Source organism: Bacillus pretiosus (assembly GCF_052947655.1).
In genome coordinates, this window is the sequence record NZ_CM129593.1 from 4,605,555 (window position 1) to 4,629,830 (window position 24,276).

At 34.9% G+C, this 24,276-nt stretch carries 29 protein-coding genes and 1 pseudogene; 16 read left to right on the plus strand and 14 right to left on the minus strand.

Features of this window, described 5'->3' with window-relative positions; translation table 11 throughout:
* Positions 1 to 53: 53 nt before the first annotated feature.
* Both ACU8YW_RS23790 and ACU8YW_RS23795 read right to left on the minus strand, forming a co-directional pair.
* The gene (locus tag ACU8YW_RS23790) at positions 54 to 1,271 is read right to left on the minus strand and encodes an ATP-binding protein (protein WP_046958663.1); all 1,218 of its coding nucleotides are present in this window, start codon (positions 1,269 to 1,271) and stop codon (positions 54 to 56) included.
* Positions 1,268 to 2,524, minus strand: a complete 1,257-nt coding sequence (locus tag ACU8YW_RS23795) for an ATP-binding protein (protein WP_088064634.1) — start codon at positions 2,522 to 2,524, stop codon at positions 1,268 to 1,270. Before ACU8YW_RS23795 ends, ACU8YW_RS23790 begins: the two co-directional genes overlap by 4 nt.
* A 182-nt stretch (positions 2,525 to 2,706) precedes the next feature.
* On the opposite strand from ACU8YW_RS23795, the gene ACU8YW_RS23800 reads away from it, so the two are divergent.
* Both ACU8YW_RS23800 and ACU8YW_RS23805 read left to right on the plus strand, forming a co-directional pair.
* Complete coding sequence (locus ACU8YW_RS23800) at positions 2,707 to 4,737, plus strand: catalase (protein WP_426934117.1); 2,031 nt, start codon at positions 2,707 to 2,709, stop codon at positions 4,735 to 4,737.
* 16 nt (positions 4,738 to 4,753) lie between these two features.
* Complete coding sequence (locus ACU8YW_RS23805) at positions 4,754 to 5,563, plus strand: alpha/beta fold hydrolase (RefSeq protein WP_426934118.1); 810 nt, start codon at positions 4,754 to 4,756, stop codon at positions 5,561 to 5,563.
* 208 nt (positions 5,564 to 5,771) lie between these two features.
* Here ACU8YW_RS23805 and ACU8YW_RS23810 read toward each other — a convergent pair whose 3' ends face one another.
* The 3 genes from ACU8YW_RS23810 to ACU8YW_RS23820 all read right to left on the minus strand — a co-directional run bounded on the left by ACU8YW_RS23810 (position 5,772) and on the right by ACU8YW_RS23820 (position 8,728).
* The gene (locus tag ACU8YW_RS23810) at positions 5,772 to 7,916 is read right to left on the minus strand and encodes an LTA synthase family protein (protein ID WP_141542725.1); all 2,145 of its coding nucleotides are present in this window, start codon (positions 7,914 to 7,916) and stop codon (positions 5,772 to 5,774) included.
* Positions 7,917 to 8,189: 273 nt separating this feature from the next.
* Positions 8,190 to 8,420 (minus strand): hypothetical protein, encoded by a 231-nt coding sequence (locus tag ACU8YW_RS23815; protein WP_087984884.1) that lies wholly within the window; start codon positions 8,418 to 8,420, stop codon positions 8,190 to 8,192.
* A gap of 11 nt (positions 8,421 to 8,431) precedes the next feature.
* Positions 8,432 to 8,728, minus strand: a complete 297-nt coding sequence (locus ACU8YW_RS23820) for a DUF3986 family protein (RefSeq protein WP_088064638.1) — start codon at positions 8,726 to 8,728, stop codon at positions 8,432 to 8,434.
* 120 nt (positions 8,729 to 8,848) lie between these two features.
* Here ACU8YW_RS23820 and ACU8YW_RS23825 point away from each other — a divergent pair, with 120 nt between their 5' ends.
* From ACU8YW_RS23825 to ACU8YW_RS23835, 3 genes are read left to right on the plus strand one after another with little or no spacing between them, the layout of a single operon-like run.
* Positions 8,849 to 9,856: an ABC transporter substrate-binding protein gene (locus tag ACU8YW_RS23825; RefSeq protein WP_142314808.1), complete on the plus strand. Its 1,008-nt coding sequence runs from the start codon at positions 8,849 to 8,851 to the stop codon at positions 9,854 to 9,856.
* Positions 9,857 to 9,867: 11 nt separating this feature from the next.
* Complete coding sequence (locus tag ACU8YW_RS23830) at positions 9,868 to 10,632, plus strand: ABC transporter ATP-binding protein (protein WP_088064639.1); 765 nt, start codon at positions 9,868 to 9,870, stop codon at positions 10,630 to 10,632.
* The gene (locus tag ACU8YW_RS23835; protein ID WP_088064640.1) at positions 10,625 to 11,431 is read left to right on the plus strand and encodes an ABC transporter permease; all 807 of its coding nucleotides are present in this window, start codon (positions 10,625 to 10,627) and stop codon (positions 11,429 to 11,431) included. Before ACU8YW_RS23830 ends, ACU8YW_RS23835 begins: the two co-directional genes overlap by 8 nt.
* 33 nt (positions 11,432 to 11,464) lie before the next feature.
* Here ACU8YW_RS23835 and ACU8YW_RS23840 read toward each other — a convergent pair whose 3' ends face one another.
* Both ACU8YW_RS23840 and ACU8YW_RS23845 read right to left on the minus strand, forming a co-directional pair.
* Positions 11,465 to 11,692 (minus strand): hypothetical protein, encoded by a 228-nt coding sequence (locus ACU8YW_RS23840; RefSeq protein WP_000849118.1) that lies wholly within the window; start codon positions 11,690 to 11,692, stop codon positions 11,465 to 11,467.
* Between the two features lie 214 nt (positions 11,693 to 11,906).
* Positions 11,907 to 13,019, minus strand: a complete 1,113-nt coding sequence (locus ACU8YW_RS23845; protein ID WP_426934119.1) for a recombinase family protein — start codon at positions 13,017 to 13,019, stop codon at positions 11,907 to 11,909.
* Between the two features lie 93 nt (positions 13,020 to 13,112).
* Here ACU8YW_RS23845 and ACU8YW_RS23850 point away from each other — a divergent pair, with 93 nt between their 5' ends.
* Entirely contained in the window at positions 13,113 to 13,784 is a 672-nt protein-coding gene (locus tag ACU8YW_RS23850) for an HAD family hydrolase (RefSeq protein ID WP_426934120.1), read from the plus strand.
* Between the two features lie 105 nt (positions 13,785 to 13,889).
* On the opposite strand, the gene ACU8YW_RS23855 is transcribed toward ACU8YW_RS23850, so the two are convergent.
* The 3 genes from ACU8YW_RS23855 to ACU8YW_RS23865 form a co-directional block, all read right to left on the minus strand.
* Positions 13,890 to 14,426 carry a DUF3267 domain-containing protein gene (locus ACU8YW_RS23855; RefSeq protein WP_087984890.1) on the minus strand — a complete coding sequence of 179 codons (537 nt, stop codon included), beginning with the start codon at positions 14,424 to 14,426 and terminating at the stop codon, positions 13,890 to 13,892.
* Between the two features lie 112 nt (positions 14,427 to 14,538).
* Positions 14,539 to 15,018, minus strand: a complete 480-nt coding sequence (gene mutTA / locus ACU8YW_RS23860; protein WP_000276386.1) for an antimutator 8-oxo-(dGTP/GTP)ase — start codon at positions 15,016 to 15,018, stop codon at positions 14,539 to 14,541.
* Between the two features lie 84 nt (positions 15,019 to 15,102).
* A complete protein-coding gene (locus ACU8YW_RS23865; protein ID WP_000448410.1) occupies positions 15,103 to 15,420 on the minus strand; it encodes a hypothetical protein in 318 nt (105 codons plus the stop codon).
* Positions 15,421 to 15,503: 83 nt separating this feature from the next.
* Between ACU8YW_RS23865 and ytzI the strand changes: the two genes are divergently transcribed.
* The 6 genes and pseudogenes from ytzI (at position 15,504) to ACU8YW_RS23895 (ending at position 16,886) form a co-directional block, all read left to right on the plus strand.
* Positions 15,504 to 15,653, plus strand: coding sequence for a YtzI protein (ytzI, locus tag ACU8YW_RS23870; protein WP_000472802.1), 150 nt, complete (start codon positions 15,504 to 15,506; stop codon positions 15,651 to 15,653).
* Complete coding sequence (locus ACU8YW_RS23875) at positions 15,646 to 15,843, plus strand: DUF3953 domain-containing protein (RefSeq protein WP_088609457.1); 198 nt, start codon at positions 15,646 to 15,648, stop codon at positions 15,841 to 15,843. The genes ytzI and ACU8YW_RS23875 overlap by 8 nt, the downstream gene beginning before the upstream one ends.
* Before the next feature lie 43 nt (positions 15,844 to 15,886).
* Positions 15,887 to 16,117, plus strand: coding sequence for a YczI family protein (locus tag ACU8YW_RS23880; RefSeq protein WP_088064643.1), 231 nt, complete (start codon positions 15,887 to 15,889; stop codon positions 16,115 to 16,117).
* 28 nt (positions 16,118 to 16,145) lie between these two features.
* On the plus strand, positions 16,146 to 16,379 hold the full coding sequence (locus ACU8YW_RS23885) for a DUF3953 domain-containing protein (protein WP_088064644.1): 234 nt from the start codon (positions 16,146 to 16,148) through the stop codon (positions 16,377 to 16,379).
* Between the two features lie 24 nt (positions 16,380 to 16,403).
* Positions 16,404 to 16,644: pseudogene (locus ACU8YW_RS23890) on the plus strand (hypothetical protein).
* Between the two features lie 11 nt (positions 16,645 to 16,655).
* Entirely contained in the window at positions 16,656 to 16,886 is a 231-nt protein-coding gene (locus tag ACU8YW_RS23895) for a YczI family protein (RefSeq protein ID WP_098230337.1), read from the plus strand.
* Positions 16,887 to 17,112: 226 nt separating this feature from the next.
* On the opposite strand, the gene luxS is transcribed toward ACU8YW_RS23895, so the two are convergent.
* Positions 17,113 to 17,586, minus strand: coding sequence for an S-ribosylhomocysteine lyase LuxS (luxS, locus tag ACU8YW_RS23900; RefSeq protein ID WP_001141371.1), 474 nt, complete (start codon positions 17,584 to 17,586; stop codon positions 17,113 to 17,115).
* A 128-nt stretch (positions 17,587 to 17,714) separates the two neighbouring features.
* Here luxS and yidD point away from each other — a divergent pair, with 128 nt between their 5' ends.
* Positions 17,715 to 17,951 carry a membrane protein insertion efficiency factor YidD gene (gene yidD / locus ACU8YW_RS23905; RefSeq protein WP_426934121.1) on the plus strand — a complete coding sequence of 79 codons (237 nt, stop codon included), beginning with the start codon at positions 17,715 to 17,717 and terminating at the stop codon, positions 17,949 to 17,951.
* Here the strand turns inward: yidD and ACU8YW_RS23910 are convergent.
* Positions 17,948 to 18,511: a beta-class carbonic anhydrase gene (locus tag ACU8YW_RS23910; protein ID WP_000838167.1), complete on the minus strand. Its 564-nt coding sequence runs from the start codon at positions 18,509 to 18,511 to the stop codon at positions 17,948 to 17,950. The genes yidD and ACU8YW_RS23910 overlap by 4 nt on opposite strands.
* A gap of 224 nt (positions 18,512 to 18,735) precedes the next feature.
* Between ACU8YW_RS23910 and cydA the strand changes: the two genes are divergently transcribed.
* Both cydA and cydB read left to right on the plus strand, forming a co-directional pair.
* Positions 18,736 to 20,085, plus strand: a complete 1,350-nt coding sequence (gene cydA, locus ACU8YW_RS23915; RefSeq protein ID WP_048541033.1) for a cytochrome ubiquinol oxidase subunit I — start codon at positions 18,736 to 18,738, stop codon at positions 20,083 to 20,085.
* Positions 20,075 to 21,103 carry a cytochrome d ubiquinol oxidase subunit II gene (cydB, locus tag ACU8YW_RS23920; protein WP_088064647.1) on the plus strand — a complete coding sequence of 343 codons (1,029 nt, stop codon included), beginning with the start codon at positions 20,075 to 20,077 and terminating at the stop codon, positions 21,101 to 21,103. The genes cydA and cydB overlap by 11 nt, the downstream gene beginning before the upstream one ends.
* Before the next feature lie 166 nt (positions 21,104 to 21,269).
* Here cydB and ACU8YW_RS23925 read toward each other — a convergent pair whose 3' ends face one another.
* Both ACU8YW_RS23925 and ACU8YW_RS23930 read right to left on the minus strand, forming a co-directional pair.
* Positions 21,270 to 21,503 carry a spore germination protein gene (locus tag ACU8YW_RS23925; RefSeq protein WP_033657613.1) on the minus strand — a complete coding sequence of 78 codons (234 nt, stop codon included), beginning with the start codon at positions 21,501 to 21,503 and terminating at the stop codon, positions 21,270 to 21,272.
* An 82-nt stretch (positions 21,504 to 21,585) separates the two neighbouring features.
* The gene (locus ACU8YW_RS23930) at positions 21,586 to 22,416 is read right to left on the minus strand and encodes an S-layer homology domain-containing protein (RefSeq protein ID WP_426934122.1); all 831 of its coding nucleotides are present in this window, start codon (positions 22,414 to 22,416) and stop codon (positions 21,586 to 21,588) included.
* Between the two features lie 710 nt (positions 22,417 to 23,126).
* On the opposite strand from ACU8YW_RS23930, the gene ACU8YW_RS23935 reads away from it, so the two are divergent.
* Positions 23,127 to 24,161, plus strand: coding sequence for a YdcF family protein (locus tag ACU8YW_RS23935; protein WP_087984896.1), 1,035 nt, complete (start codon positions 23,127 to 23,129; stop codon positions 24,159 to 24,161).
* The last annotated feature ends 115 nt before the right edge of the window (positions 24,162 to 24,276 follow it).

Consider the following 24,276-nt stretch of genomic DNA (forward strand, 5'->3'; position numbering starts at 1 on the left):
AAAAAAAGGAGATCACTCTCAAATAAGTAATCTCCCTTTTAAAAATTTTTTCATTACATTGGCAATACAATCTTCACAGTCGTTCCAACCCCAACTTCACTTTCAAAACTCATTTTACCGTTGTGGTCTTTAATAATTTTTTCTGTAACTACTAAACCTAAACCTGTTCCCGTTTCTTTCGTTGTGTAAAAAGCTTCATTTAACTTTGGAATTTTGTCTTTTGGAATACCGCAACCTTCATCCTTAACTTGAACAATGATTGCATCTTCTACAGTCACTTTAATCGTAATCGTTCCGCCAACTGACATTGCTTCAATCGCATTTTTAATTAAATTAAAAAATACTTGCTTTAATCGTTTTTCATCGCATGTAATCGATGGTATGTCTTTACTATAAATACCTTGTATGTGCACTCCTTGCTTTAAAGCAGGCTTTCCCATAACTCGAATAACATAAGCGATAATTTCTTCTATATTATGAACTTCTGATTCTAGTGATTTAGATTTCTCAAATCCACTAAGTTCTGTAGCGATTGTATGAATTCGCTCTACTTCTTGTTTCATAATATCACTATATATTTTATCCTCAGGATATTTATTTGCTTGCTTATTAACAAATTTATCTAAATTAGCTAGAGGTCTTCTAATTTTGTAACCAATAACTGTAGCCATTTTCCCAACAGTTGCTAGCTTTTCTGTTTGTTGTATTTCTTTATCCATCATCTCAAGCGTACGAACGTAAGATTGAAACCTTAAAAACATAATCCAACATATAATAGTAAATACGCTATATAATGCCATCGGGATTAAAACGAGTGACGAGTGAATAATGATTCCTATAAGAGCGTATTTCCCAACAAGTATACCAGTAACTAACCAAAAATACCTTTTGTTCACAAAGAGTGGGGCAAATAAAATAAAAAATCCTTCTACTATATTCCCACCATCAAACTCAGCATCACTACCGTAGTAAATCATAAAATTATGGATAAAATCTAATAGGTTATATCCAATTAGAATAATATATTTCACTGCAAATGGATTCTTCCATTTCATGAAGTATACTCCAATACAAAACAAAATCACCATTAGAAAATAAAGCCATAAACCTAAACCATCTTCAAATTGTCCTACTCCTTCTTGCTCTCCTCCTATTAAAGGTACAATAAATTCGTAGGCAAGATCGTATACAAAAAATATAATGAAAAATAAACTTAAAAATATTTTCAGTGCCTTCATTTCTTCATTTTTAAATATATCGTCTTTATTCATATCGTAACTCCTAGCTTTTCTCCCTCTTGGATTTCATTATTTCCACGTTGCTTCGGGAGCATAATATCTATTCTAGTTCCAATATCTCTTTCACTTGAAATATGTAATTCACCAAGATGCTGCTCAGTAACAAGCCGATTCGCTACAGTAAGTCCTAGGCCAATTTTATCTTGTTTCGTTGTATAAAAGGCCTCTTTAACACGAGCTAAATTTTCTTTCTTAATACCGTAACCATTATCAATTACACTTAGCATTACATAATCTTGTCCTTTGTTTTCTAACCGTAACTCTAATGTGCCACCTTGCTCCATTGCCTCCAGAGCATTTTTTATGACATATAGAAAGACTCCTCTTATTTTCCGCTCATCACATTCAACTTCTATCGTCTTTTCTTCCACATTAGAAATAAACTGGACGCTAGATTCATTCATTTTTTCGCGAACAATTTTTACTGCTTGTAATGCAATTTCACCTATATTATGTTTCTTATAAACAGAAGGTTTACATGTAGCAACTTCCATTAACTCACTTATCATATTATTCATATTTTCTATTTCAAAAATCATCTGTTCGTAAATAGGGTCCTCCTCATGCTTCTCTCGTTGTAATTGCGTAAACCCTTTTAATGAAGCAAGTGGATTTTTAATTTCATGTCCCACTGTCGCTGCCATTTTTCCGATTACTGCTAATTTTTGTGATTCACTAGCAATCTTAATACTTTCCTTTACCGCTGAAAGGTATTGTATAAATCGATTTAAAATGATGTATGCCGCTATTAATACGAGTGTATACATAATGAGGAACATAAATCCTTTTACTTCCTTTAATACGAATAAATAAATAACATATTTCCCTACAATTGTCGAAAGTACAAACACAAAATATTTTTTATTTAAAAATATAGGTACAAAGAAGATGAAAATAATTTCTATTATATTTACTCCATCAAATGCCGCCTCATTATAAAGCATATACGAAAGTATATTAACGATTTCTATTCCTATGTATGCAAATACACATGCATATTTAACAAGGTTCGCTTTCTCTTTTTTTATTAAATATACATTCACACCGAGTATTGCAGTTCCGCAAATAACTTGCCATAGTATGCTATGTCCCATATCCGTTAATGATTTATTTTCTAATACGATTGCATAGAAAATTTGGTATGAAACAACAATGACATATAGCACCCATAAAAAAATTTTTGCATTCCTTTCTTCTTCTTTATATGATAGAAAACTTCCTTTCACTTCAACACCCCTTCAAAATAATATCTCGAAGAATACCATTTATTATAATAAATGATTTTCATAGACAAACAAAGATAAATCGAACATTTGAGGAAAATCATCCCAATAAAGCAAAGTATCTTCAGGCTATATAAGCATAAAAGCTATAAACAATAATACGTATATTATGGGAGGTGTTTTATGTGGACGGCAAAAAAAATAAAAAAACAGAACAACTGGAATCCTTCACGCGTGAGAATGAAGGAAAGAAAATGACGACAAATACAGGTGTTACCATTTCAAATGATGAAAATACTTTAACCGCTGGTGATCGTGGTCCTACCCTTCTAGAAGATTTCCTAATGCGAGAAAAGCTTGCTCATTTTGACCGTGAACGAATTCCTGAAAGAGTCGTTCACGCACGTGGATATGGTGCACATGGTATATTCGAGCTATATGAATCTTTAGAAGAGCTAACAATGGCCCACTTTTTACAAGACCCTTCAAAAAAAACACCCCTTTTCGTTCGCTTCTCTGAAGTAGCCGGATCAAAAGGGGCGAATGAAACAAATCGAGATGTACGAGGGTTCGCCGTTAAATTTTATACAGAAGAAGGAAATTTTGATTTAGTAGGAAACAATATTCCTATTTTTTTCATTCAAGATGGCATTAAATTCCCTGATCTTATTCACGCCCTTAAACCTGAACCGCATAATGAGATTCCACAGGGACAAACAGCACATGATACATTTTGGGACTTCATCGCCAATAACCAAGAATCGGCTGCGATGATGATGTGGATTATGTCTGATCGTGCCATTCCAAGAAGTTTTCGAATGATGCAAGGGTTTGGCGTTCATACATTTCGCTTAGTGAATAAAAATGGAAAGTCACAATTCGTAAAATTTCACTGGAAGCCGAAGCTCGGCATTCACTCATTAATTTGGGATGAAGCGCAAAAATTAGGTGGTGCTGATCCAGATTACCATCGCCGTGATTTATGGGAAAATATTAATGCTGGAAACTATCCTGAGTACGAACTTGGCATTCAAATTTTAGAAGAAGAGGATGAATTTAAATACGCTTTCGATATATTAGATGCGACGAAAATTTGGCCTGAAGAAGATTTCCCCGTTAAAATCATCGGGAAAATGACATTAAATCGCAACGTCGAGAATGTATTCGCTGAAACGGAACAAGTCGCGCTTCATCCGGGAAGTATCGTCCGTGGTATTGATTTTACAAATGATCCGCTCTTACAAGGTAGGCTCTTTTCTTATACAGACACTCAATTGGCACGCGTCGGTACAAATTATCAAGAATTACCGATTAACCGTCCGATATGCCCATTTCACAACAATCAAAGAGATGGTGCATCTAAATATATAATCGACAAAGGAAAAATTGCTTACCATAATAATTCCTTAGCAAATAACACTCCTTACACTGTCCCCGGTACAAAGGGTGGGTTCGTTACATATCCTTCTACTGTATCAGGGCATAAAACGAGAGAAACAGCCGCTAGTTTCAAAGATCATTTCTCTCAAGCACGTTTATTTTGGAATAGTATGAGTAACGTCGAAAAGGTTCATATTATGCAAGCCTTCTCCTTTGAATTAGGAAAAGTAAAAAGTAAATCGGTCCGCCAACAAGTCGTAACTATGATTGGGCATATTAGTACTGAATTAGCTACGTTAGTCGCTGAAGCGATCGGAGCAAAAGTCCCAAATATTCAAGAATCGGGCGTTACGAAATCATCGCCAGCACTCAGTATGGCAAATACGACATTTAGTCCTAATACATTACGAGTAGGTGTCATTGTTGCAAATGGATATGACGGACAAAACGCGCAATATATACTAAATCAATTCAAACAAGTTGGGTTGCAGCCAGTAATTGTTTCCGAGCGATTAGGTATTGTGCAAGGAACGCAAAATGTACGTTGGGACGTGAATGACACTTTCTTAACGGGATCTTCACTTCTTTATGACGGGCTACTTCTTATTGGAGGAAACCTTGATGAACTGTTTCTTAATAAAGCGAGTTCATTTGTCGTAGAATCATATAATCACTTTAAGCCAATTGGTGCCTTTCAAAATGGATCTACCGTTATTCAATCTTTAAATATTGAAGGAAAGCCTGGCGTCCTAATAGAACAAAACCCTACGCAACTTGCAAATAAATTTATTAAAGCCATGACGAAACAACGCTTTTGGGATAGAGCATATGAATAGGTTAGGGGGATAATTTATGTTTGTTACCGTCGAGAAAGATGTGCATATTTTTGTGCAAGACGTTAATCCTGGACCCGGTAGTAAAACCGTGTTTTTCGTTCATGGCTGGCCTTTAAATCATCAAATGTACCAATATCAACTCAATGTGTTACCACAGCATGGTTTCCGCTGCATCGCTATGGATATACGAGGAAACGGGCAATCTGATAAACCATGGACTGGTTACACATACGATCGTTTAGCAGACGATATCGCCATTGTTCTCGAAGCACTTCAAGTAGAAAATGCTACATTAGTCGGTTTTTCAGTAGGTGGTGCTCTTTCTATTCGGTACATGTCCCGCTATAATGGCCATCGTATTTCTAAACTTGTATTAGTCGATGCTGTTTCCCCCTCTTTCGTTAAAAATCAAGAATCGCCCTATGGTGTCCCAAAAGAACAAGCAGATACCCTCATTAATCAAATGTATGCCAATATGCCAAAATTTTTAAATGATGTATCTTTATCATTTTTTAATAGAAACTTAGGATCTGCTACGTTAGAATGGTTTTCTTATCTCGGTATGCAGTCTGCTTCCTACGCTCTCATCAAAATATTGCAAGCAGCCGCAAATGAAGATGTAACGAAAGATTTAAGTGAAATTAACGTCCCAACAAAAATATTCCACGGTGTTCACGATCAACTTATCCCTTACAAAAGCGCTGAACTCACGCAAAAGCAGATTAAAAATTCTCAGTTACATCCTCTTACAAATAGCGGTCACGGCTCTCCAATTGATCAAGCGGATGAATTAAATGCAGAACTTATAAAGTTTTTGCATTCATAAAAATCTATACCAAATCGCTTCAATTGGAACGCATTTTTTGAAAAGATTAAAATTCACATATTTCTCACAAATCAATCAATAAAACGATTACATTTTCATTTATACTAAATGTACAGGTAATACTCCCTAAACCCAGCTTGTCTGGTTACCCCGTTAAATACTATAAAAAAAAGAACTTGTATCGTTATACAAGTTCTTTTTGTTTGTTCTATTTAAAAAGTATATCTTTACTATACTGCTTTCCAGCAAGTAAATCATATTGGATCATTTTATATTGCTCTAACATTTCTTTTTGTTTCTTTGTTAAATCTGTTATCTCTTCCCCATCTTTATTAACCTTTAACTCATCTCTAAGAACCGGTATTTCTTTATGCATTTCCGATAAAAATTGATAAAACGGTGATTGATTTAGTCCTGCATAATCAAAAACAAGATTAGAAAAATAAATTGGACTTACTAAACCTAAATTGTCATTTGGCAAATCAAAATTTGCATACATTAACAATGGTGTTTCTGACATAATTAATCTTTCTCTTACCGTCTCTTCATTTTCTATATATCCTGCTTCTTTATAAATAGATTTATTAGTTCCTAACATAGGTAAATGATCTCCAAAGAAGACTAATAAAGTAGGTCTGTCTAAATCGTTAAGCTGCTCGATTAAATATTGCAGAGCTTCATCAGACAGTCTTACACCTTCTGTATATGCTTCTAATTCCGCTTTCGATTCCTCTTCTGTTAATCCACTAATTTCTATTTTATTTTCTCCAAACATATTTGGCGTATACGGAAAATGATTTTGCATCGTCACCGCATGAATAAATGTAGGTTCTTTTCTCTTATTTAATTCATCTATGATTTCTTTACTCATAGATAAATCACCAATATTGTCTCCCACTACTTCTTTATTTTTCATCGTATCTTCTGCATTAAAATTATCGAATCCCAATGTTTTATATACATCTTCACGTTTATAAAACGATCGATTAAACGCATGAATTGCACTTGCATAATACCCTTGTTTTTTCAACTCACTTGCAATCGATGGAATCTCTTTTTGGCTTGGAACAGCTTGTTGATATGGTATAGAACCTGGCATTAAAAGACTCATCGAATAACTCGTTAAGGCTTCAAATTCTGTATTCGCTGTATTCCCTCCAAATGTAGGAGCTATCGTTTGTCCACCTGGAAAATTCTCTGTATAATGATGTAAATTCGGCACTGGATCTTCGCTAAATGAAAGATTCGTTAATTTTGTTGGATCCCAAAATGCTTCACTCATAATAAATATAATGTTCGGCTTCTCTACTTTTTTTTGTGCTTTTACTTTGCCGCTATATTGTTTTTCTATATCCTTTGCAATTTGCTGCATATTTTCTTTTGAATATTCCTCTGGCTCTTTAATAACTGTCGTATCTAAGTTACTTAAAAATCCAATAATAAAACCATTCGCTTTATAATTTGCAGCTTGATTCCATGCACGGATGTCTACTCCACCTTTTATAAATAAATCATTCATAAAGGTAGTAGGATAGTTACTATATCCATACAACATAAACCCAGAGCCACATATTAAAATAATCCTCATAATAATATGTGATTTTATAACTGGAATATACTTTCGTATATACGTAACTACAAATACAATCAACACAATGCCAACGATTGTCAGGAACATATTCCAAAAACTAAAATACTCCATGACCATCGGTATAACGGAATTCATATGACCAATCTGTGTAAAATCAGACGGGTAGAATGGCTCTCCTCTAAAAATGAGTTTAAAATGGTTCACCATCACAAAAATAAGTAAGACTAAGCTAGTTATCGTTGTACTTAAGAAAACTCTTCCAAGCAAATTATATGCAAAAACGTATACCATATAAATAAATAACAGGCTTAATATATACTGTCCATATTGTAAATACACCCATGTATTTACTACTATAAGGTTCATGTCCTCCTGCACTATGATATACATCCAATTCATTGTATGAGCAATTAAAAATAATACGACATACACTCGAATAGCCGGCCTAAGCTTATGACTGATGCCTTTATTCAAATGAATGATATATAGTAGTACACTCCACAAAACAATAATGAGTATACTTAGCGGTATTTCCCCATTAAAAAAATCTTTCGTTCTCTCAAATTCGAAAGACCTTAACATAACAAAGAATAGCGTTTCTAAACAGATCGCCCACATTCCACTAAGAATGATAGAAATTAATAGATTCTTTCTCGGTTGCTGAGCCGAGAAACTAAAATGAAATTCATCTCTTCTTCGTCGCTGTGTAAAAACATTAAAGCGCAATTTATTCCCTCTTTCCTTTACCCCTTCGTCTCGCATCAACAAACATATTGTCATATACAAAATACCATATTTGTATGCAGCTAGTCTCCCTATGTGCTTGTAATAATACACATGTATCCTTAATTTCCCCTTAAAAATGCAGTGAAACTTTAATAAGTCCGAACCATTCAGGATTGAACGGGATGAACCTTCTTCGCTCTATATTCTAACAGCATAAATGAACTACGCTTCACAAAATTGTTACCATAAGAAAAGAACCTATCAACACTGACAGGTTCTGCTTCATTCTAACAGACATGAGCATATGTATTATATAAGAGAATACATCCATACTTTCCATATAATACATACAAGTAAGATAACTACAAAATCAAAAAGATCTAATCTCGGGCCCTTTTTCATATTCATCTCTAGCCACATATGAATCCATTTTCTTTTTGTATATTTTTGAATGTTTTTCTTTGCAAATCTGTAAATGAGTACTTGCATAATAAAAAAACCGACTACGAAAATGAACAAGAAAATGAGAAAATCGACCACAAAATTCCTCCCTATTTTTGCAGCGATTTTTCTACTATATGATTTTTCAAGACCCACTCTTCAAATTGAGCACTTCCAAATTCCCAACTAAGATCACGAGCATGTACAGAAAAAACGTAATGACCAGCATATTCGTCCATAAATCTACCTGTCTCGATCTCATCTTTCTGAAGACCATATGTTCCAAAATTAAAATACACATCCCACACGTCTTCATTCTTCCGCTTATAAGCAATCGATTCCATATCACATTCTGTTCCGAAATAGTCAAGATGTAAATGTACGCTATCATCATATTCGTACTCCATTTTATCACCCCTTATATTTGTACTTCTTTATCACCCAAAAAATTCCTGCTATCTACACTCACATATGGGCACTTACCTACATATCATGCTTGTAGAGTGACTTCTAGGAGGTGTCATATAGTGAAAAAATTTATAGCTGTTTTTTGCATCATGTTACTATCTATTTTCACATTTGCTGCTTGCAGTAGTAAAAAGGAAGGTACGAAAGAACAAACGCAAAACATTCGCATCGGCGAAGTTACCCATTCTCTCTTCTACGCCCCTTTATATGTCGGGATTGAAAAAGGATTTTTTAAAGATGAAGGATTAAATATTGACCTCCAAACAACAGCTGGCGGAGATAAAACGATGACCGCCCTATTATCTGGCGGAATTGATATTGCTCTCGTCGGTTCTGAAACGTCTATTTATGTTCATCAACAAGGTGCAAAAGACCCTATCATTAACTTCGCACAACTTACACAAACAGACGGAACATTTTTAGTTTCGCGTAAAAAATTAGACTCTTTTAATTGGAATGACGTAAAAGGTGTTACGTTTTTAGGACAGCGTAAAGGCGGCATGCCGCAAATGGTTGGAGAATACGTTTTAAAGAAAAATGGCATTGATCCTCGCAAAGATACAAACTTAATTCAAAACATCGAATTTGCTAACATTGCAAGTGCCTTTGCATCTGGTACTGGGGAATTTGTACAGCTCTTTGAACCGACTGCAAGTATATTCGAAAAAGAAGGAAAAGGGTTTATCGTCGCTTCGTTCGGAAATGAATCTGGAACTGTTCCGTATACAACGTTCATGGCAAAAGAAAGCTTCTTAAAGAAAGATAAAGATGCTGCTGAAAAATTCACACGTGCTCTCTATAAAGCGCAGCAATGGGTTGATACACATAGTCCAGAAGAGATTGCTGACACCGTTTCTCCGTTATTTAAAGACACTTCAAAAGACATTACAGTAAAAGTAATCGAACGGTATAAAAAACAACACTCTTATGCAACAAATCCGCTATTAGATGCTGAAGAATGGAAACAGCTCCAAACGATAATGAAAGAAGCTGGCGAATTACAAAAAGAAGTTCCACATGAAGCGCTCGTCAATACAAAAATTGCCGAAAGCGTTATTAAGAAATAGAGGCGAAGTGTATGAGTTTTTTACAAATACGTAACGTTTCTCACTGCTTTTTCGCGAAAGAGAATGCCAAACTAATTCTCGAAGATATGAGCTTACAAGTGGAAGAAGGCGAATTTATTTCTATACTCGGTCCAAGTGGTTGCGGCAAAACGACACTCCTCTCCATTATTGCCGGGCTACTTGATCCAATTGAAGGTATCGTCTTTTTAGATGGTGAGCCTATTACAACGAAAACTTCATCTATGGGATATATGCTGCAGCAAGATTACTTGTTCCCTTGGAAAACAATTGAAGAAAATATTATGCTCGGACTTCATACCCGAAAAATTTACAATGAACAGACGAAAGAACATACTTTACAGCTTTTAAAACAAGTCGGTCTACATGATGTAGAAGAGCAATACCCTCGTGAACTGTCCGGCGGTATGCGTCAACGTGCCGCTCTCGTTCGAACGTTAGCGACCGATCCTAAAATTTTATTGCTAGATGAACCATTCTCAGCACTCGATTATCAAACGAAATTGAAACTAGAAGATCTCGTTTTCAACTTACTACGCAAATATAAGAAAACGTCACTACTCGTAACACATGATATTGAAGAAGCAATTGCGATGAGTGATCGTATTTATTTACTACAAGCGAATCCCGGGAAAATTGCAAAAACATTTATCGTCCCAGAAAGCATCCGTTCCTTATCACCGTTAGAATCACGCCACCACCATGACTTCCCATCCCTCTTCCAAGATATATGGAAGGAGCTGGAGCGACTTGGATAATATAAAGCAACTACATGAACAGTTTCAGAAAAAAGAACGTAAGCGTGCATGGTTAGCACGCTCACTGCAGCTTTTACTGCTCATTCTTTTCTTTTCACTATGGGAAATAGCTAGCAAAAAAGAGTGGATTGATCCTTTACTCTTTAGCTCTCCTTCAAGCATTTGGGATCTCTTCCTTAGTAAATGGATTGACGGTTCGCTTTGGGTTCACATATGGACGACATTACTTGAAACAGGAGTAGGCTTCATTCTTGGAACAGTGCTCGGCGCTATTATCGCTACTTTTCTTTGGTGGATGCCACTTCTCGCTCGCGTGCTCGACCCCTATCTCGTCGTCCTAAACGCCATGCCAAAAGTGGCACTTGGACCTATTATCATTGTAATCTTCGGTCCAAATATTTCTTCGTCGATTGCAATGGGGGTAATCATTTCCATCATCATTACCATTCTCGTTATTTACAGCGCATTTCAAGAAGTCGATTCTAACTATATAAAAGTGATGGACACATTTGGCGCGAATAAATGGCAATGTTATAAGCAAGTCGTTCTCCCTGCATCCTTCCCAGCAATTATTTCAACGTTAAAAGTGAACGTTGGTTTATCATGGGTCGGTGTTATATTCGGCGAACTTCTCGTCTCTAAACAAGGTCTTGGCTACTTAATTAGCTACGGATTCCAAGTATTTAATTTCACGCTCGTCTTACTGAGCGTACTACTCACCTGCGTCCTCGCAACACTTATGTATGTGTTTGTTGAGGCATTTGAAAAACTTCTAATTGGAAAACGAAAAAGAAGCTGACTTAGGGCGATAAACTATAGTCAGCTTCTTTCTTTACCTTTTATCACACATCTTTGTTTCATTTGTAACGTTTCCATCTGCAACCGTAACTGTATGGAAACAATCTTTCACACGTACTGTAACGACATTTTCTTTTCGATCTATTACATGATAATCATCATACTTTTTATTTAATGCACTACGAATTTGCTCTCCTTCAAAAATCGGAAAACCGTGAGACATTACCCAAATGAGACCAGCAACCGCAAGAATCGTTTTCATACGTTTCATTACCTCCTTGAGAGTAAACTTATAGTCCCTACAATATGCGCATTATAATTGTGTCTAATTTGTGACATTTTTATACTAATTCTCTTTTAAAGCTTCAGTTCCTTCTTCTTTTTTAAAAAAGACAGAATTTTCAATTTTATAAACATAAAAAAACGCAAAGAACTAAAATTCTTTACGTTTTATTGGCTAAAATGTATACCTCTCATTATTGTCCGCTTTGTTGTTCTATCGTTTTTGAGATATCATCTAATCCCGACAACACTTCTGCTCTCATTTTTACAAGCTCAGGGAACTGATAGAAGAACGCAATTTTTTTATACTTTAACTCCGATCCTTCTTTCACCTTTTTTGAATCTTGCAAAATAAATGCTGTAAACGTATCTGCAATATCTTCCGCTACGTTTGTTGTTCCATACTGTGATACAAACTCCTCATGCTTTTCTTTAAAAAATTCAATTTGAGTTTCTTCACTTTCTTCCACTTTCTTTTCTGTCCACTCCTGCTCAATGTCCTTCCAGAAAGAGTTATAAAATTGATTAATATAAGATTTTCCCTTCGCACACCCCTCTTGTAAGAAAAGAGTTTCACAGTTATTTCGGTATGTTGAAATATCTTTATCTTCTTCAAAATCCTTTACATACTTTTCATCTACTGGTATTTGCTTATGCCCGAGTGTCAACACGTGAGCCGTCTCATGAATTAATGTTTTCATCACTTCATCGATATTTATCGCGGAATCAAGCGTATCTAAGCTAAGAATCCAATCTTTCGGATTCTCCATGCTAGGCATAACGTGAGCAACAACACCGTCATAACCGTCCGTTATTAAATCAAATTCTGTTATATTCCCGCGATATTTAGCTGGAATGAGAGTACGGTACATATCCCATAAGTCTTCATGATAACCTCTATCTTGACGCTGTTGTAGTACCTCTTCTTTCGCTTCTTTATCTTCAGCGAATACTTTATTTAAACGTTTCCGTTCTATTTTTTCAAAATAAGGATCTACAATTTCATCACCATCAATATAATAAGAGGCTAAAAAGAAATAATTTTCGTCATCCTCTTTTTTCTGCTCTGCCTCTTTCATATTCGCACTTTCATGCTCTTCTATATCATAATCTTCTACTGCTTCAAGTTCAGATAATCCATCTATTTTTTCATATACTTTTTGAAGTTTCTTATCTCCTATTTCCACACATTCTTCTTCTGTTTTACAAACTTCTTTTTCCTTCACACTCTTCATAGAAATATCACACCCTGCTACTAAACCAATTGCGACGACAACCGCTACTAACTTACCATACAGTCTCTTCATATAAACCTCCGTCGTTCCATTCTACAAAAATATCATAAGCAATTTCTAACGAATGTGCGATAATTAATTATACAAACTATAAGGAGGTTTCTCATGATTCAAGCAGTCTTATTCGACTTAGATGGAACACTATTAGATCGGCGCCAATCTCTAGAACAGTTTATTCATGATCAATATAATCGCTTTGCCTCTCACTTAATGAACATAGAAAAATCAGAGTATTGTTCTCGATTTCTTGAGCTCGATAATAATGGCTATACGTGGAAAGATAAAGTATATGCTACTCTCCTTTGCGAATATAACATTACCACTTTAATACCAGAGCAACTGCTGCACGACTATATTACAAACTTTCAACACCATTGTATTCCTTTCAAAAACATGCATGAATTACTTCATCGTTTAACACAACAAAATATTAAAATTGGTATTATTACAAATGGCTTTACTGACTTTCAAATGAATAATCTTCGCGCACTAAACATACATACGTATACAAATACAATTCTCGTTTCAGAAGCGGAAGGAATTAAAAAACCACATCCTGAGATTTTCGAACGGGCTTTAAAAAAGCTAGATGTTAAGGCCACAGAATGTATTTACGTTGGAGATCATCCAGAAAACGACGTGCTTGGTTCTGAACGAGTAGGGATTCTTGGTGTGTGGAAGAGAGATTCGTTTTGGGGTGACTTTGAACATTCACGCATGGTGAACGATTTGTTGGAGGTGCTTTCGTTTTTAGAGGTAGAAATGAAAACAAAATAATAGTAAATAAATTACATCGGCGATTTTTTACAATATATCGACTTACCGACAAAAGCTGACAAACAAAAAAGAGGCCGTTTTTCAAAAACGCCTCCCCTTCCTTTATTATTCATATACTGTAAACTGCGGTTTACTCGGATGATCTTTAACTTGCGCACCATCTGGAAACTTTGAGACTTTTTGATATAGGGCAATGTCACCGATACAACCTGCTGTTAGTAAAATCCCTAAAAATGAGATGGATTGCACATTCGTAGTTAACCCAATTACAATTGGCAAAATTCCAGTTGGTAAAAACGGCAGCATTAACACTTTCTTCATTTGCTTTACTGTAATCGCCTGTTTAGAATGAGCATATGCAACACCTAATTTCCAATTAACACCCCATTTCAGTTCACTCCACGGAACACCACCGATATAGCGAAACCCTATTAAATGTATCGCTTCATGAATACAAACAAGAACAATCATTGCGATAATAAAAAGAAACAAGGTTGGTAACGTAATTTCAATTTGAAACTCACCTGAAAGAAGTGAATGTAAAAAACTAACTCCAATCGCCAGAGCAAATGCTATACAACATGAATAGAAATTTAATTTCCCCATCGAAACAGTAACAGTCGTTTCTTTTCTTTTATCCATCTTCCCCCTCCTAAAATGTAAATATATCTTTACAAAATTGTATAATATACCCAAAATAATATAAAGATATATTTACATTTATTCTTACACACAAAAAAAGAAACCGGCCACTTTACTTCGTAAAACAGCCGATTTCTTCTATATGTTTCATCGTGCGCGCCAGTACATCGTCACGCATTATAAAGCTAAATTTTCTATCCGTTTTAATGTTATCAGGAATGTCTGTTAATAAAACAGATCCTTTCGTTTCTTCGTAATGCGTATGTTCTTCTACCGCACTAATTGTTGCAAAATAAATGTTTTTAATGATTATTTTGTCTTTTCCAGATACTTTATATTGTCCTAAGTAAGTTAAATCAGAAACTATGCCGCCGGTTTCTTCATGAACCTCTCGAACTGCCGCTTCTTCCGGTGTTTCCCCTAATTCTACTTTACCACCTGGAAATTCAAGACCGCGACGTAAATGATGCGTTAATAACCATTGATCCCCGTACCGGCATACAACCCAAACATGCTTTGGCTCAGGAGAAAATGGATAACGTTCAAACGATAATTGTACAGTATTGTGGTAATAATCTTTAAATTTGTACATGCCATTACTCCCCTATTGATGGTTACAAGTTTTTCCTACCACAAATTGTAGCATATTCTCGCTTTTCTGCATAATATTATCCAATTACAATCCATTGATTATTCCCATTTGCGCGACTAATTCTTTCGTCTCATGATTACCTAAATCGTAAATCATTTTATATGCTTTTTGTAGTTGTTCATCATATCGGTCATTATTCGAATCGTGATGATACTCAACAAATGGAACGTGAGAACGTACAAATGAACCTAAATCCTCTACATATGCTTGATCAAAGTACTCTCTTAACTCCGTAATTTCTTCATCACTTGCGGAAATCTCAAAATTATACGTATCCGCCGTCTTCACTTGTGAAATTTGACCGTTTCCTATTGATATATAATATGTTTTTTTCGTCTCCATGTAACACCCTTCTTTCATCCTTTTAATTTCTATTGTTTTCATCAATTACAAAATTATGTAAAATAAAGAAAAGGAGGGATTCCATGTTCAAAATATTAATTATCGGTATTATAATCGTTCTAGTCATACTAGTACTCTCCGTCATGACGATTAATAAAGGCTACGCTTATAAACATTCTGTTGATAAGCCAGAAGATAACCCTTATACAAAAAACAGCAAGAAGAATTCATAATACGCTTCATATACCACTTATTTTAGCCCACATCATATTCAGTATTAGTTTATTGACAGGTCAACATAACTTTCTACCACTTTCACAATCTCTATTAGGAGTTTTACTGCTTCTTATTACCATTGAACAAATCAGGAAAAAGGATTCAGGAACTAGATTTATTTGTATTGTTGCAGGTGCTTTCATTTAGATTGTTCCCATCATTACCTACATAAACTAGAAGGAGGGCTTTTATGTTAAAAGGCGTTCGAATTACTTTTGCACTTATCGCCTTATCTATAGCAATCTATGGATTTATTAGCGGTAACAGAGACATTATGCCTTACATGTTCATTTTCTTAGGGGCTATGGCTTTCACTATAGGTTTAGAGGAAATAAAAAAACAGAAACAATCTAGCAGCATACTTGCTTTCATGGCTGGTGCTGGTGCTTTACTGCTTGGCTTCTCAGAAATATTCCGGTAAATAATCTATTTAAAAGGTGGAGATTTGTATGCTAAAAACATTACGAATTGTATCGGCTCTTATCGTCATCGCTCTCGCTTTATCCGGAATGTTTACAAACGCACTTGTTACAATGCCTTATATGCTCATCGCCTTATCTGTTATGACCTTCATCATGAGCGCAGAAGAAAAACAGAAACAAAAGAAAGTACATAGTACACTCTCCTTCTTTTCTGGCGTATTCACTTTAATCGTTGCTATTATAATTTTTGTCTCTCGGTAATTATTTTTCTACTAGGAGGTTAAAATGCATATAAGAAAAGTACAGCTAACCATCGTTTTTATTACTTTGATCTTATGTTTATACAGCACATTTACAATGAACTTTCAAATCTTTTCACCTATCATTTTGTTCCTCTTTAGTTTATATGGAAGCTTAGTAGGAATTGAGACGATTCAAAAACAGCAAAAACAAATTGGAGCTAATTAGCATCGGTTTAAGTCTTTTTACGATTGTTTTTGTTATTCCATTTATAATGTTCTTTTAAAGGAGAATTATATGTTTAAAAACATTCGAATTATAATAGCTACTATCGCTCTTATTCTCGCCCTATTTAGCTTCTTCGCAAACCTCTCTACGCTTTTACCATACGTTTTTATCCTTTTGAGTATTATGTTTATCCTTTTTGGAATCGATGAAATAAAAGAGCGGCAAAAAGCAAAAGCATTTGTTTATTTTCTCGGTTCTGCCTTTATTTTATATGTTGGGGTATCTAGTATACTTTCATAAAAAAGAGGCCGCCCAACACATATGTTAGACGGCCTCTTCTTTATATTTGATTCATACTATTGGCAGTTTTTGTCGGTAAGTCGATATCCAGTTTCGAAACATCGATATATTAAAAAAATCGTTAATATATTTCAAGTTGTGTTCGATATATTCGAAAAATCGTCGATATAATTTCATTTATCATCGTGTTACAAAAAACTGCCCTTTCACAGGCAGTTTTTTCTTTTTATCCAAATACTTTCTCAAGTTCATCTTTATCTTGGCTTAACCAGAAGTTCATTAAGCGTTGTGCTCCTTCTAAGTCGTGAAGCTTCGCTTGGCCACACTGTGTTTCATTTGCAGCTGGAATTTCTGTAATTTGAACCGCATCTTTTAATGTTAATTCTAATAAATCAATGATTTCTCGAACCGTTGGTGTTCCGCTTACTACAAGATAATATCCTGTTTGGCAGCCCATTGGTGAAATATCGATAATATCAAAATGCGGATAACGATCAATATATTTACGTAAATTAAATGCTAATAAATGTTCTAACGTATGAATAACATCTGGTTTCATTGCTTGTTTATTCGGTTGGCAAAAACGAATATCGAATTTATTTACAATACCGTCACTACCTACGTTGTGAACTCCGCAATGTCTTACATAAGGCGCCTTTACAATCGTATGATCTAATTCAAAGCTTTCTACTGATGGCATACAACATCTCTCCCGCTTTTAATTTAATTCCGTTATATCCAATATGATATAACGGAAATCAACATTAGTAAAGTATTATGTACAGTCGTGCTATAATACTTTAAGACTATGCTGAAAAGGAGACCATTATGAAACAGATTTTTATTGGGATTATACGCTTTTATCAAAAATTCATTTCTCCAATGACACCACCAACGTGCCGCTTTTACCCAACTTGCTCTCATTATGGATTAGAAGCATTTCAAAAACATGGTGCTCTGAAAGGATTTTGGCTTACATGCAAGCGTATATTAAAATGTCACCCTTTCCACCCGGGAGGATTTGATCCTGTCCCAGATAAAAAGGATGACAAAGCAAATTCTTAATTGTCGTAACCATTCACAACTAAATCTAATTTTCCTGTGTCAGGATCTATAACAAGACCGTGAACAGGTACTTCTTCAGGAAGTAATGGATGGTTGCGAAGTATTGATACGCTATGTTCTACACTTTCTTCTACACTAGAGAATCCTTGTAGGAATCTTTCTAAATCGATTCCAGAATAACGAAGTGTATCTAATTTCTCTTCTGTTATACCGCGCTCTTTCATCTTCTCAATTGTACTGCTTGCTTGAATTTTTGCCATACCACAATCGTGGTGACCAACTACACAAACTTCATCAGCACCAAGTTCATATACAGCAACTAAAATACTACGCATAATACTTCCAAACGGATGTGAAATAACAGCGCCTGCTACTTTAATAATTTTCACATCACCGTTACGCATATTCATCGCTTTCGGTAATAATTCAACAAGACGAGTATCCATACAAGAGATAATTACCATCTTTTTGTTTGGAAATTTACCTGTTTCGTACTCTTCGTATTTTTTTTCTTCAACGAATTTTTCATTGTATTGTAAAATCTCTTCTAATGACTTCATAGTAAAGAACCCTCTTTTCTCTCATTTACATTACTTATATAGTGTACCAAAATTTAAAAAACTCAAAAAGGATATTACTTTATAGTGAAAATAAGATATTTTCAGATAACCGACATAATTCTTTCAAAATATACACACATCTTTGTAACAAGTCCCTCCTATTTAAAACGTATTTTCACTATAAACTGATTGTAGATAATGTAAAAAAGGAGTGAATATTCATTATGTCCGACGTTCTGTTACTGAGTCGTTTTCAATTTGCAATTACTATTTTTTATCACTTTTTATTTGTACCTTTGACAATCGGACTTGTTATTTTAGTAGCATGTATGGAAACTCAATACGCCCGCACATTGAATCCAACATACCGCAAAATGGCAAATTTCTGGGGTAAATTATTTACAATTAACTTCGTAATGGGGATTATAACTGGGATTACGATGGAATTCCAATTTGGAACAAACTGGTCTGAGTACTCCAAATATATGGGAGATATTTTCGGATCACCTCTCGCAATCGAAGCACTCGTTGCCTTCTTCTTAGAATCTACTTTCATGGGAATATGGTTATTCGGTAAAGACAAAATTTCACCAAAGTTCCGTGCCTTCTGTATGTGGATGGTTGCACTTGGAACAAATATTTCCGCCCTTTGGATTATTACAGCAAACGGTTTTATGCAAAATCCTGTTGGCTACGTCGTACGTAACGGCCGCGCTGAATTAAATGATTTCTGGGCACTTGTGACAAATCCATATGCTTGGAACATGTTCTTCCATACTGTAATTGGTTGTTATATCGTTGGTGCTTTCTTCGTTATGGCAATTAGCGCCTATCATTTATTACGTAAAAATGAAGTGGAATTCTTCAAAAAATCATTTAAATTTGGTTTAATGTTAGGTTTATTCGCTGCAACTGTTACACCGTTTATGGGTCATCAGTCTGGTGTATCAGCAGCTAAATATCAACCAGCTAAAGGAGCTGCGATGGAAGCAGTTTGGGAAACTGGAAAAGGACAAGGCTTTTCGATTGTTCAAATTCCTGATGTAAAAAACGAAAAGAACTTTGAATTCCTTACTATTCCGAAACTAGGGAGTTTCTTCTATACAAACTCATTTAATGGCGAAATTGTTGGTTTAAAAGATATCCCGAAAGATGAACGTCCAAATGTTAACCTCGTGTACTATAGCTTCCGCTTAATGGTTGCACTTGGTATGTTCTTTATGGCATTAACTTGGTACGGCTTCTACTTAAACCGAAAAGGAAAACTAGAAAACTCAAAACGTTATTTAAAAATTACAATATGGTCTGTCTTACTACCATATATCGCAATTAACGCTGGTTGGATTGTTGCCGAAGTAGGTCGTCAACCATGGACAGTTTATAAACTAATGCGTACAGCAGAATCTGTATCACCTATATCTGTTCCACAAATTTGGTTCTCATTAATTAGTTTAATCTTGTTCTACACATTACTTTTAATCGCAGACGTATACTTAATGCTAAAGTTCGCGAAAAAAGGACCAGCAGCATTAGAAGAACCTGCTACTGAGGGAGGTGCAGCTCATGTCTCATGATATGCTTGCAATTATCTGGTTTTGTTTATGGGGCGTGATTTGGACAGTTTACTTCATTCTTGATGGATATGCACTTGGTAACGGAATGATTTTTCCTTTCGTTGCGAAAGACCGACAAGAACGAAATCAATTACAAGAAGCAATCGGCCCATTCTGGGGTGGTAATGAAGTATGGTTAATTACAGCTGGTGGCGCAACATTTGCTGCCTTCCCAGTCACATATGCAAATATGTTTAGTTACCTATATACACCACTATTTTTAGTATTACTCGCACTGTTTGCTCGTGCTGCCGGACTTGAATTTATGCATAAAGACGATTCACCAATTTGGCAAAAAACTTGTAAATGGGCATTTACAATTGGTAGTTTCCTAATCGCCTTCTTATTCGGTGTTACGTTCGCTAACCTTTATTACGGACTACAAATCGGAAAAAATGGCTATGAAGGAAATTTACTAAGCTTACTAAATCATTATGGTATTTTAGGTGGTCTGTTCTTCACTGCTATATTCGTCGTATCTGGCGCCCTTTGGGTTATGATTAAAACAACTGGTGAAGTATCTGATCGTGCTTATAAAATCGCAAGACCATTTTCAATGGCAGCTGCTATCATTTTAGCTATTTTCTATGTAGCAACTGCAAATCGTACAAATTTATTCCAAAACTTCACAGAATATCCGGTACTATTCATTCTTCCGGTACTTGCCATGTTAATGAGTGTACTCGCACTTATTATGGTGTACAAACATAATATAGGTCTCGCATTCACATTCGTTTGCTTAACAATCGCAATGTTTATGACAACTGGATTTGCAGGTATGTTCCCAAGAATGTTACCATCTCGTATTAATGATGCTTATAGTACAACGCTATATAACGCAGCTGGTAGTCAATTAAACTTAAAAATTATGTTCTTCGTTGCAATGGTTATGGTACCAATTGTTATTGGATATCAACTTTGGAGCTACAGTATCTTTAAAAATAAAATTCATAAAGACTCTGCTAAAGGGTATCACTAAAGTAAAAAAAGACACTTCGTTTGAAGTGTCTTTTTTGTACGTATGATTTTTGATAAGATGTTATATTTCCAATCTAACAACTATAATACAGAAGAATCATGAACAGCTCACAGCTAGATTGTAGCACAGGGCAAGTTCATCATTTTATGCAATTTTACATATTTATCTATAAAGTAAACTGTATTCCTTGATCGTTCGCATCGCTATCCCTTACATCTGCTGTACTAATACCACTAAATGTTTGTACTTTTTTTCCTGTATTCGATGATCCTGATCCATTATAAGCTTTCGTTTTTTCAATCGGCTGCACGTTATATTTATCTCCTAAATTAATCGTTCCGTTACAGTTTTCAATAATAACGCCTTCCACAACTGACGGCATTTTGTCACCTACTTTCATTTCCTTACTTTTATTTTATGAGAACCACCTAAAAAAATAGCATGTTTCCATAAGAAAAAGCACTCAAACTGAGTGCTTTTTCTTATTTACCTTTTTTCTTTTTCTCACAAGCAACTCCATCGCCATCACGATCTAAATGCTTACCATAATATGGACTATCTCTTGTAATGTCATAATATCCAGCATCGTTTGCTTCTTTACAATTAGCAAAACGTTTCGGATCCGGTTTCACTTCAGGTTTTACTTCTGGCTTTACTTCTGGCTTCACTTCTGGTTGTGGTTGTTTTGCTCCTGGTCTTTCTTCAAATGGTAACGTTGCATTATATAAGAACTGAACGTATTGCTCACGACTTACATGCATTTTAGGTGCGAATTTACCATCACCAGTTCCAGCCGTAATATAATTTGATTTAATTGCAGTAATCGCAGGATTCGCCCATCCATTTCTATCTACATCCGGGAAATTATGATCGCCTCTTATTTGCAATTGGAATCCCCTTGTCAAAATTTGTGCCATTTCTTCACGAGTTAACGAATCTTTCGGTCTAAATTTTCCTGTGTTATCTCCAACGAATACACCCATCTCTGTTAAAGCAAGAATCTCTTTTTTAAACATAGTTGAACGATCCGTAACATCTTTATACGGATTGTTATACTGTTCTTTTACTGTCGGTTTGAAATGACGGAACATAAGAGCTGCAACTTGCTCACGTGTTACATCATCACCAAATCCAAAAATCCCATTTCCGTATCCAGCAACAACGTTTTTATTTGCTAAATCCATAATCGCTTTATAAGACCAATGATTGTTTGGAACATCTTTAAAATCTGCACTTGCCTGCGCTGTTCCAATTGAAGTAAATGCTGTAGTTGCAACAATTGCACCTGTTAAAATTAATTTTTTAAATCCCATACTTAAGTCTCCTTTTCTTTCCTATAATAACCATTTAACAATATAACAAATTATTTAAATATATTTTGTCACATTATGTCGAACACAAAAAAGAATCCAAAAGGATTCTTTTTTGCTAAGCATGAATGGCAGTTTTGGAGACAGTTGACTTCTTCAAAAATTTATTAGGGGTAATATTTTGAAAAAGAAAGCCTTTCATATGTAGGTTAACACCACTGGAATATATAGTAAATTGATAATATTTATACGGAAGATTGCTAATGTTTAGTATAGATACTTTCCACTATATCAACAGTGAAAAGTATCTACATGAAACAATAAAAAGGTGCCTTCAAAGAGGGCACCTTTCATAAACAGACGCTATAAAACAGAATTATTTATTGTTATACGATTGTTAGATACAAAAAGTAGAGGGAAATGTTTGTAAGAAATTCTGCTTTATATAGTCTGCCTACCACTTATATTTTAATCCTCTTCACTTGAAAATAAATATAATATGCATAATTACATGAAAAAAAGAAAAGACACTCCATAGAGTGCCTTTTCAACCATTTTACTTTTAATATATCGCTTTCCATACATTGTAACATATGTATCTATATATTTTATTGAGAAAATTCTAAATCATTTTTTCTTTCATTTTCAATTATAAAATCATGTAATATAAAGGGTATGTCAAATTATTATACAAATTGAGGTGTACTATATTTATGTATTTTGGAATTATTCCTCTTATATTGTTTATTATTTTTCTTATCTCTTACTTAAAGGATCCGCGAAAAATAATAAACGGCTTTTTATTTAATGTTTTTTTCTGTTTTTTCCTTCTTTTTTGTGTGATTATATCTGTAAATTCAAGTATTGATGTCCTACGCTATAGTATAATTTTACCTATTTTAGCACTTATTCTTATGATTCCTTTCGGTGTTGTTGCTTTAATGTTTGGGCTATTTCTGAATGCGAGAATTTTAATGAAACGAGAAGGACGACGGTTCACTAACTGTTTAACACTCATTGCTGCTTTAGGTATTTTATTCTGTATATTATTCTTTTTCATAAGTCCAGCAAGTTTCTTCTCACCGCATTTGCAACCTATTTTTGGTGGAATTTCTCTTATAACCTTATATTTCTTTATACACTTATCTAACTTCTTAAGCGCTTATTTTCTATATCAATTCAACAGACCAAGGCGTAATCAAGATTTCATCATCGTTCTTGGTAGCGGCTTAATTAATGATAAAGTACCGCCTTTACTTGCAAGTCGTATTCATAAAGCAATCGACTTTTACTGGAAACAAGCCGCTGTGAATACACCACCAACAATCATTTTCTCTGGTGGACAAGGTCCAGATGAAGGTCTTCCAGAAGCGGAAGCGATGCAAAAGTACGCTGTTGAAAAAGGAATCCCGCTTGAACATACAGTGCAAGAAAATCGCTCTGTAAACACATATCAAAATATGTCGTTCTCTAAAGAAATTATGGAGTCTTTAAAACCTGAAGGTAAGTATAGAAGTATTTTTACAACGAATAATTTCCATCTTTTCCGCGCTGGTATATATGCAAGACAAGCGGGGCTTAATAGCCAAGGAATCGGATCAAAAACTGCATTTTATTACTGGCCTAATGCAATGATTCGTGAGTATGTCGCAATCGTTGTGATGGGACGTAAACGTCATATGAAAGTTTGCGGAGCTATTTTAGGATTTTCTTTATTCCTATCCGTGCTTAGTTTTATCATTTCTTAATAGTCTCCCATCCTTTGAAAGGATGGGATTTCTTATACTCACTTCAAAAATATTTTAAAGTGAGTATGGTCATAATATCCCCTGCATACATCCATTAAAGGAGAAATTTTTCAAA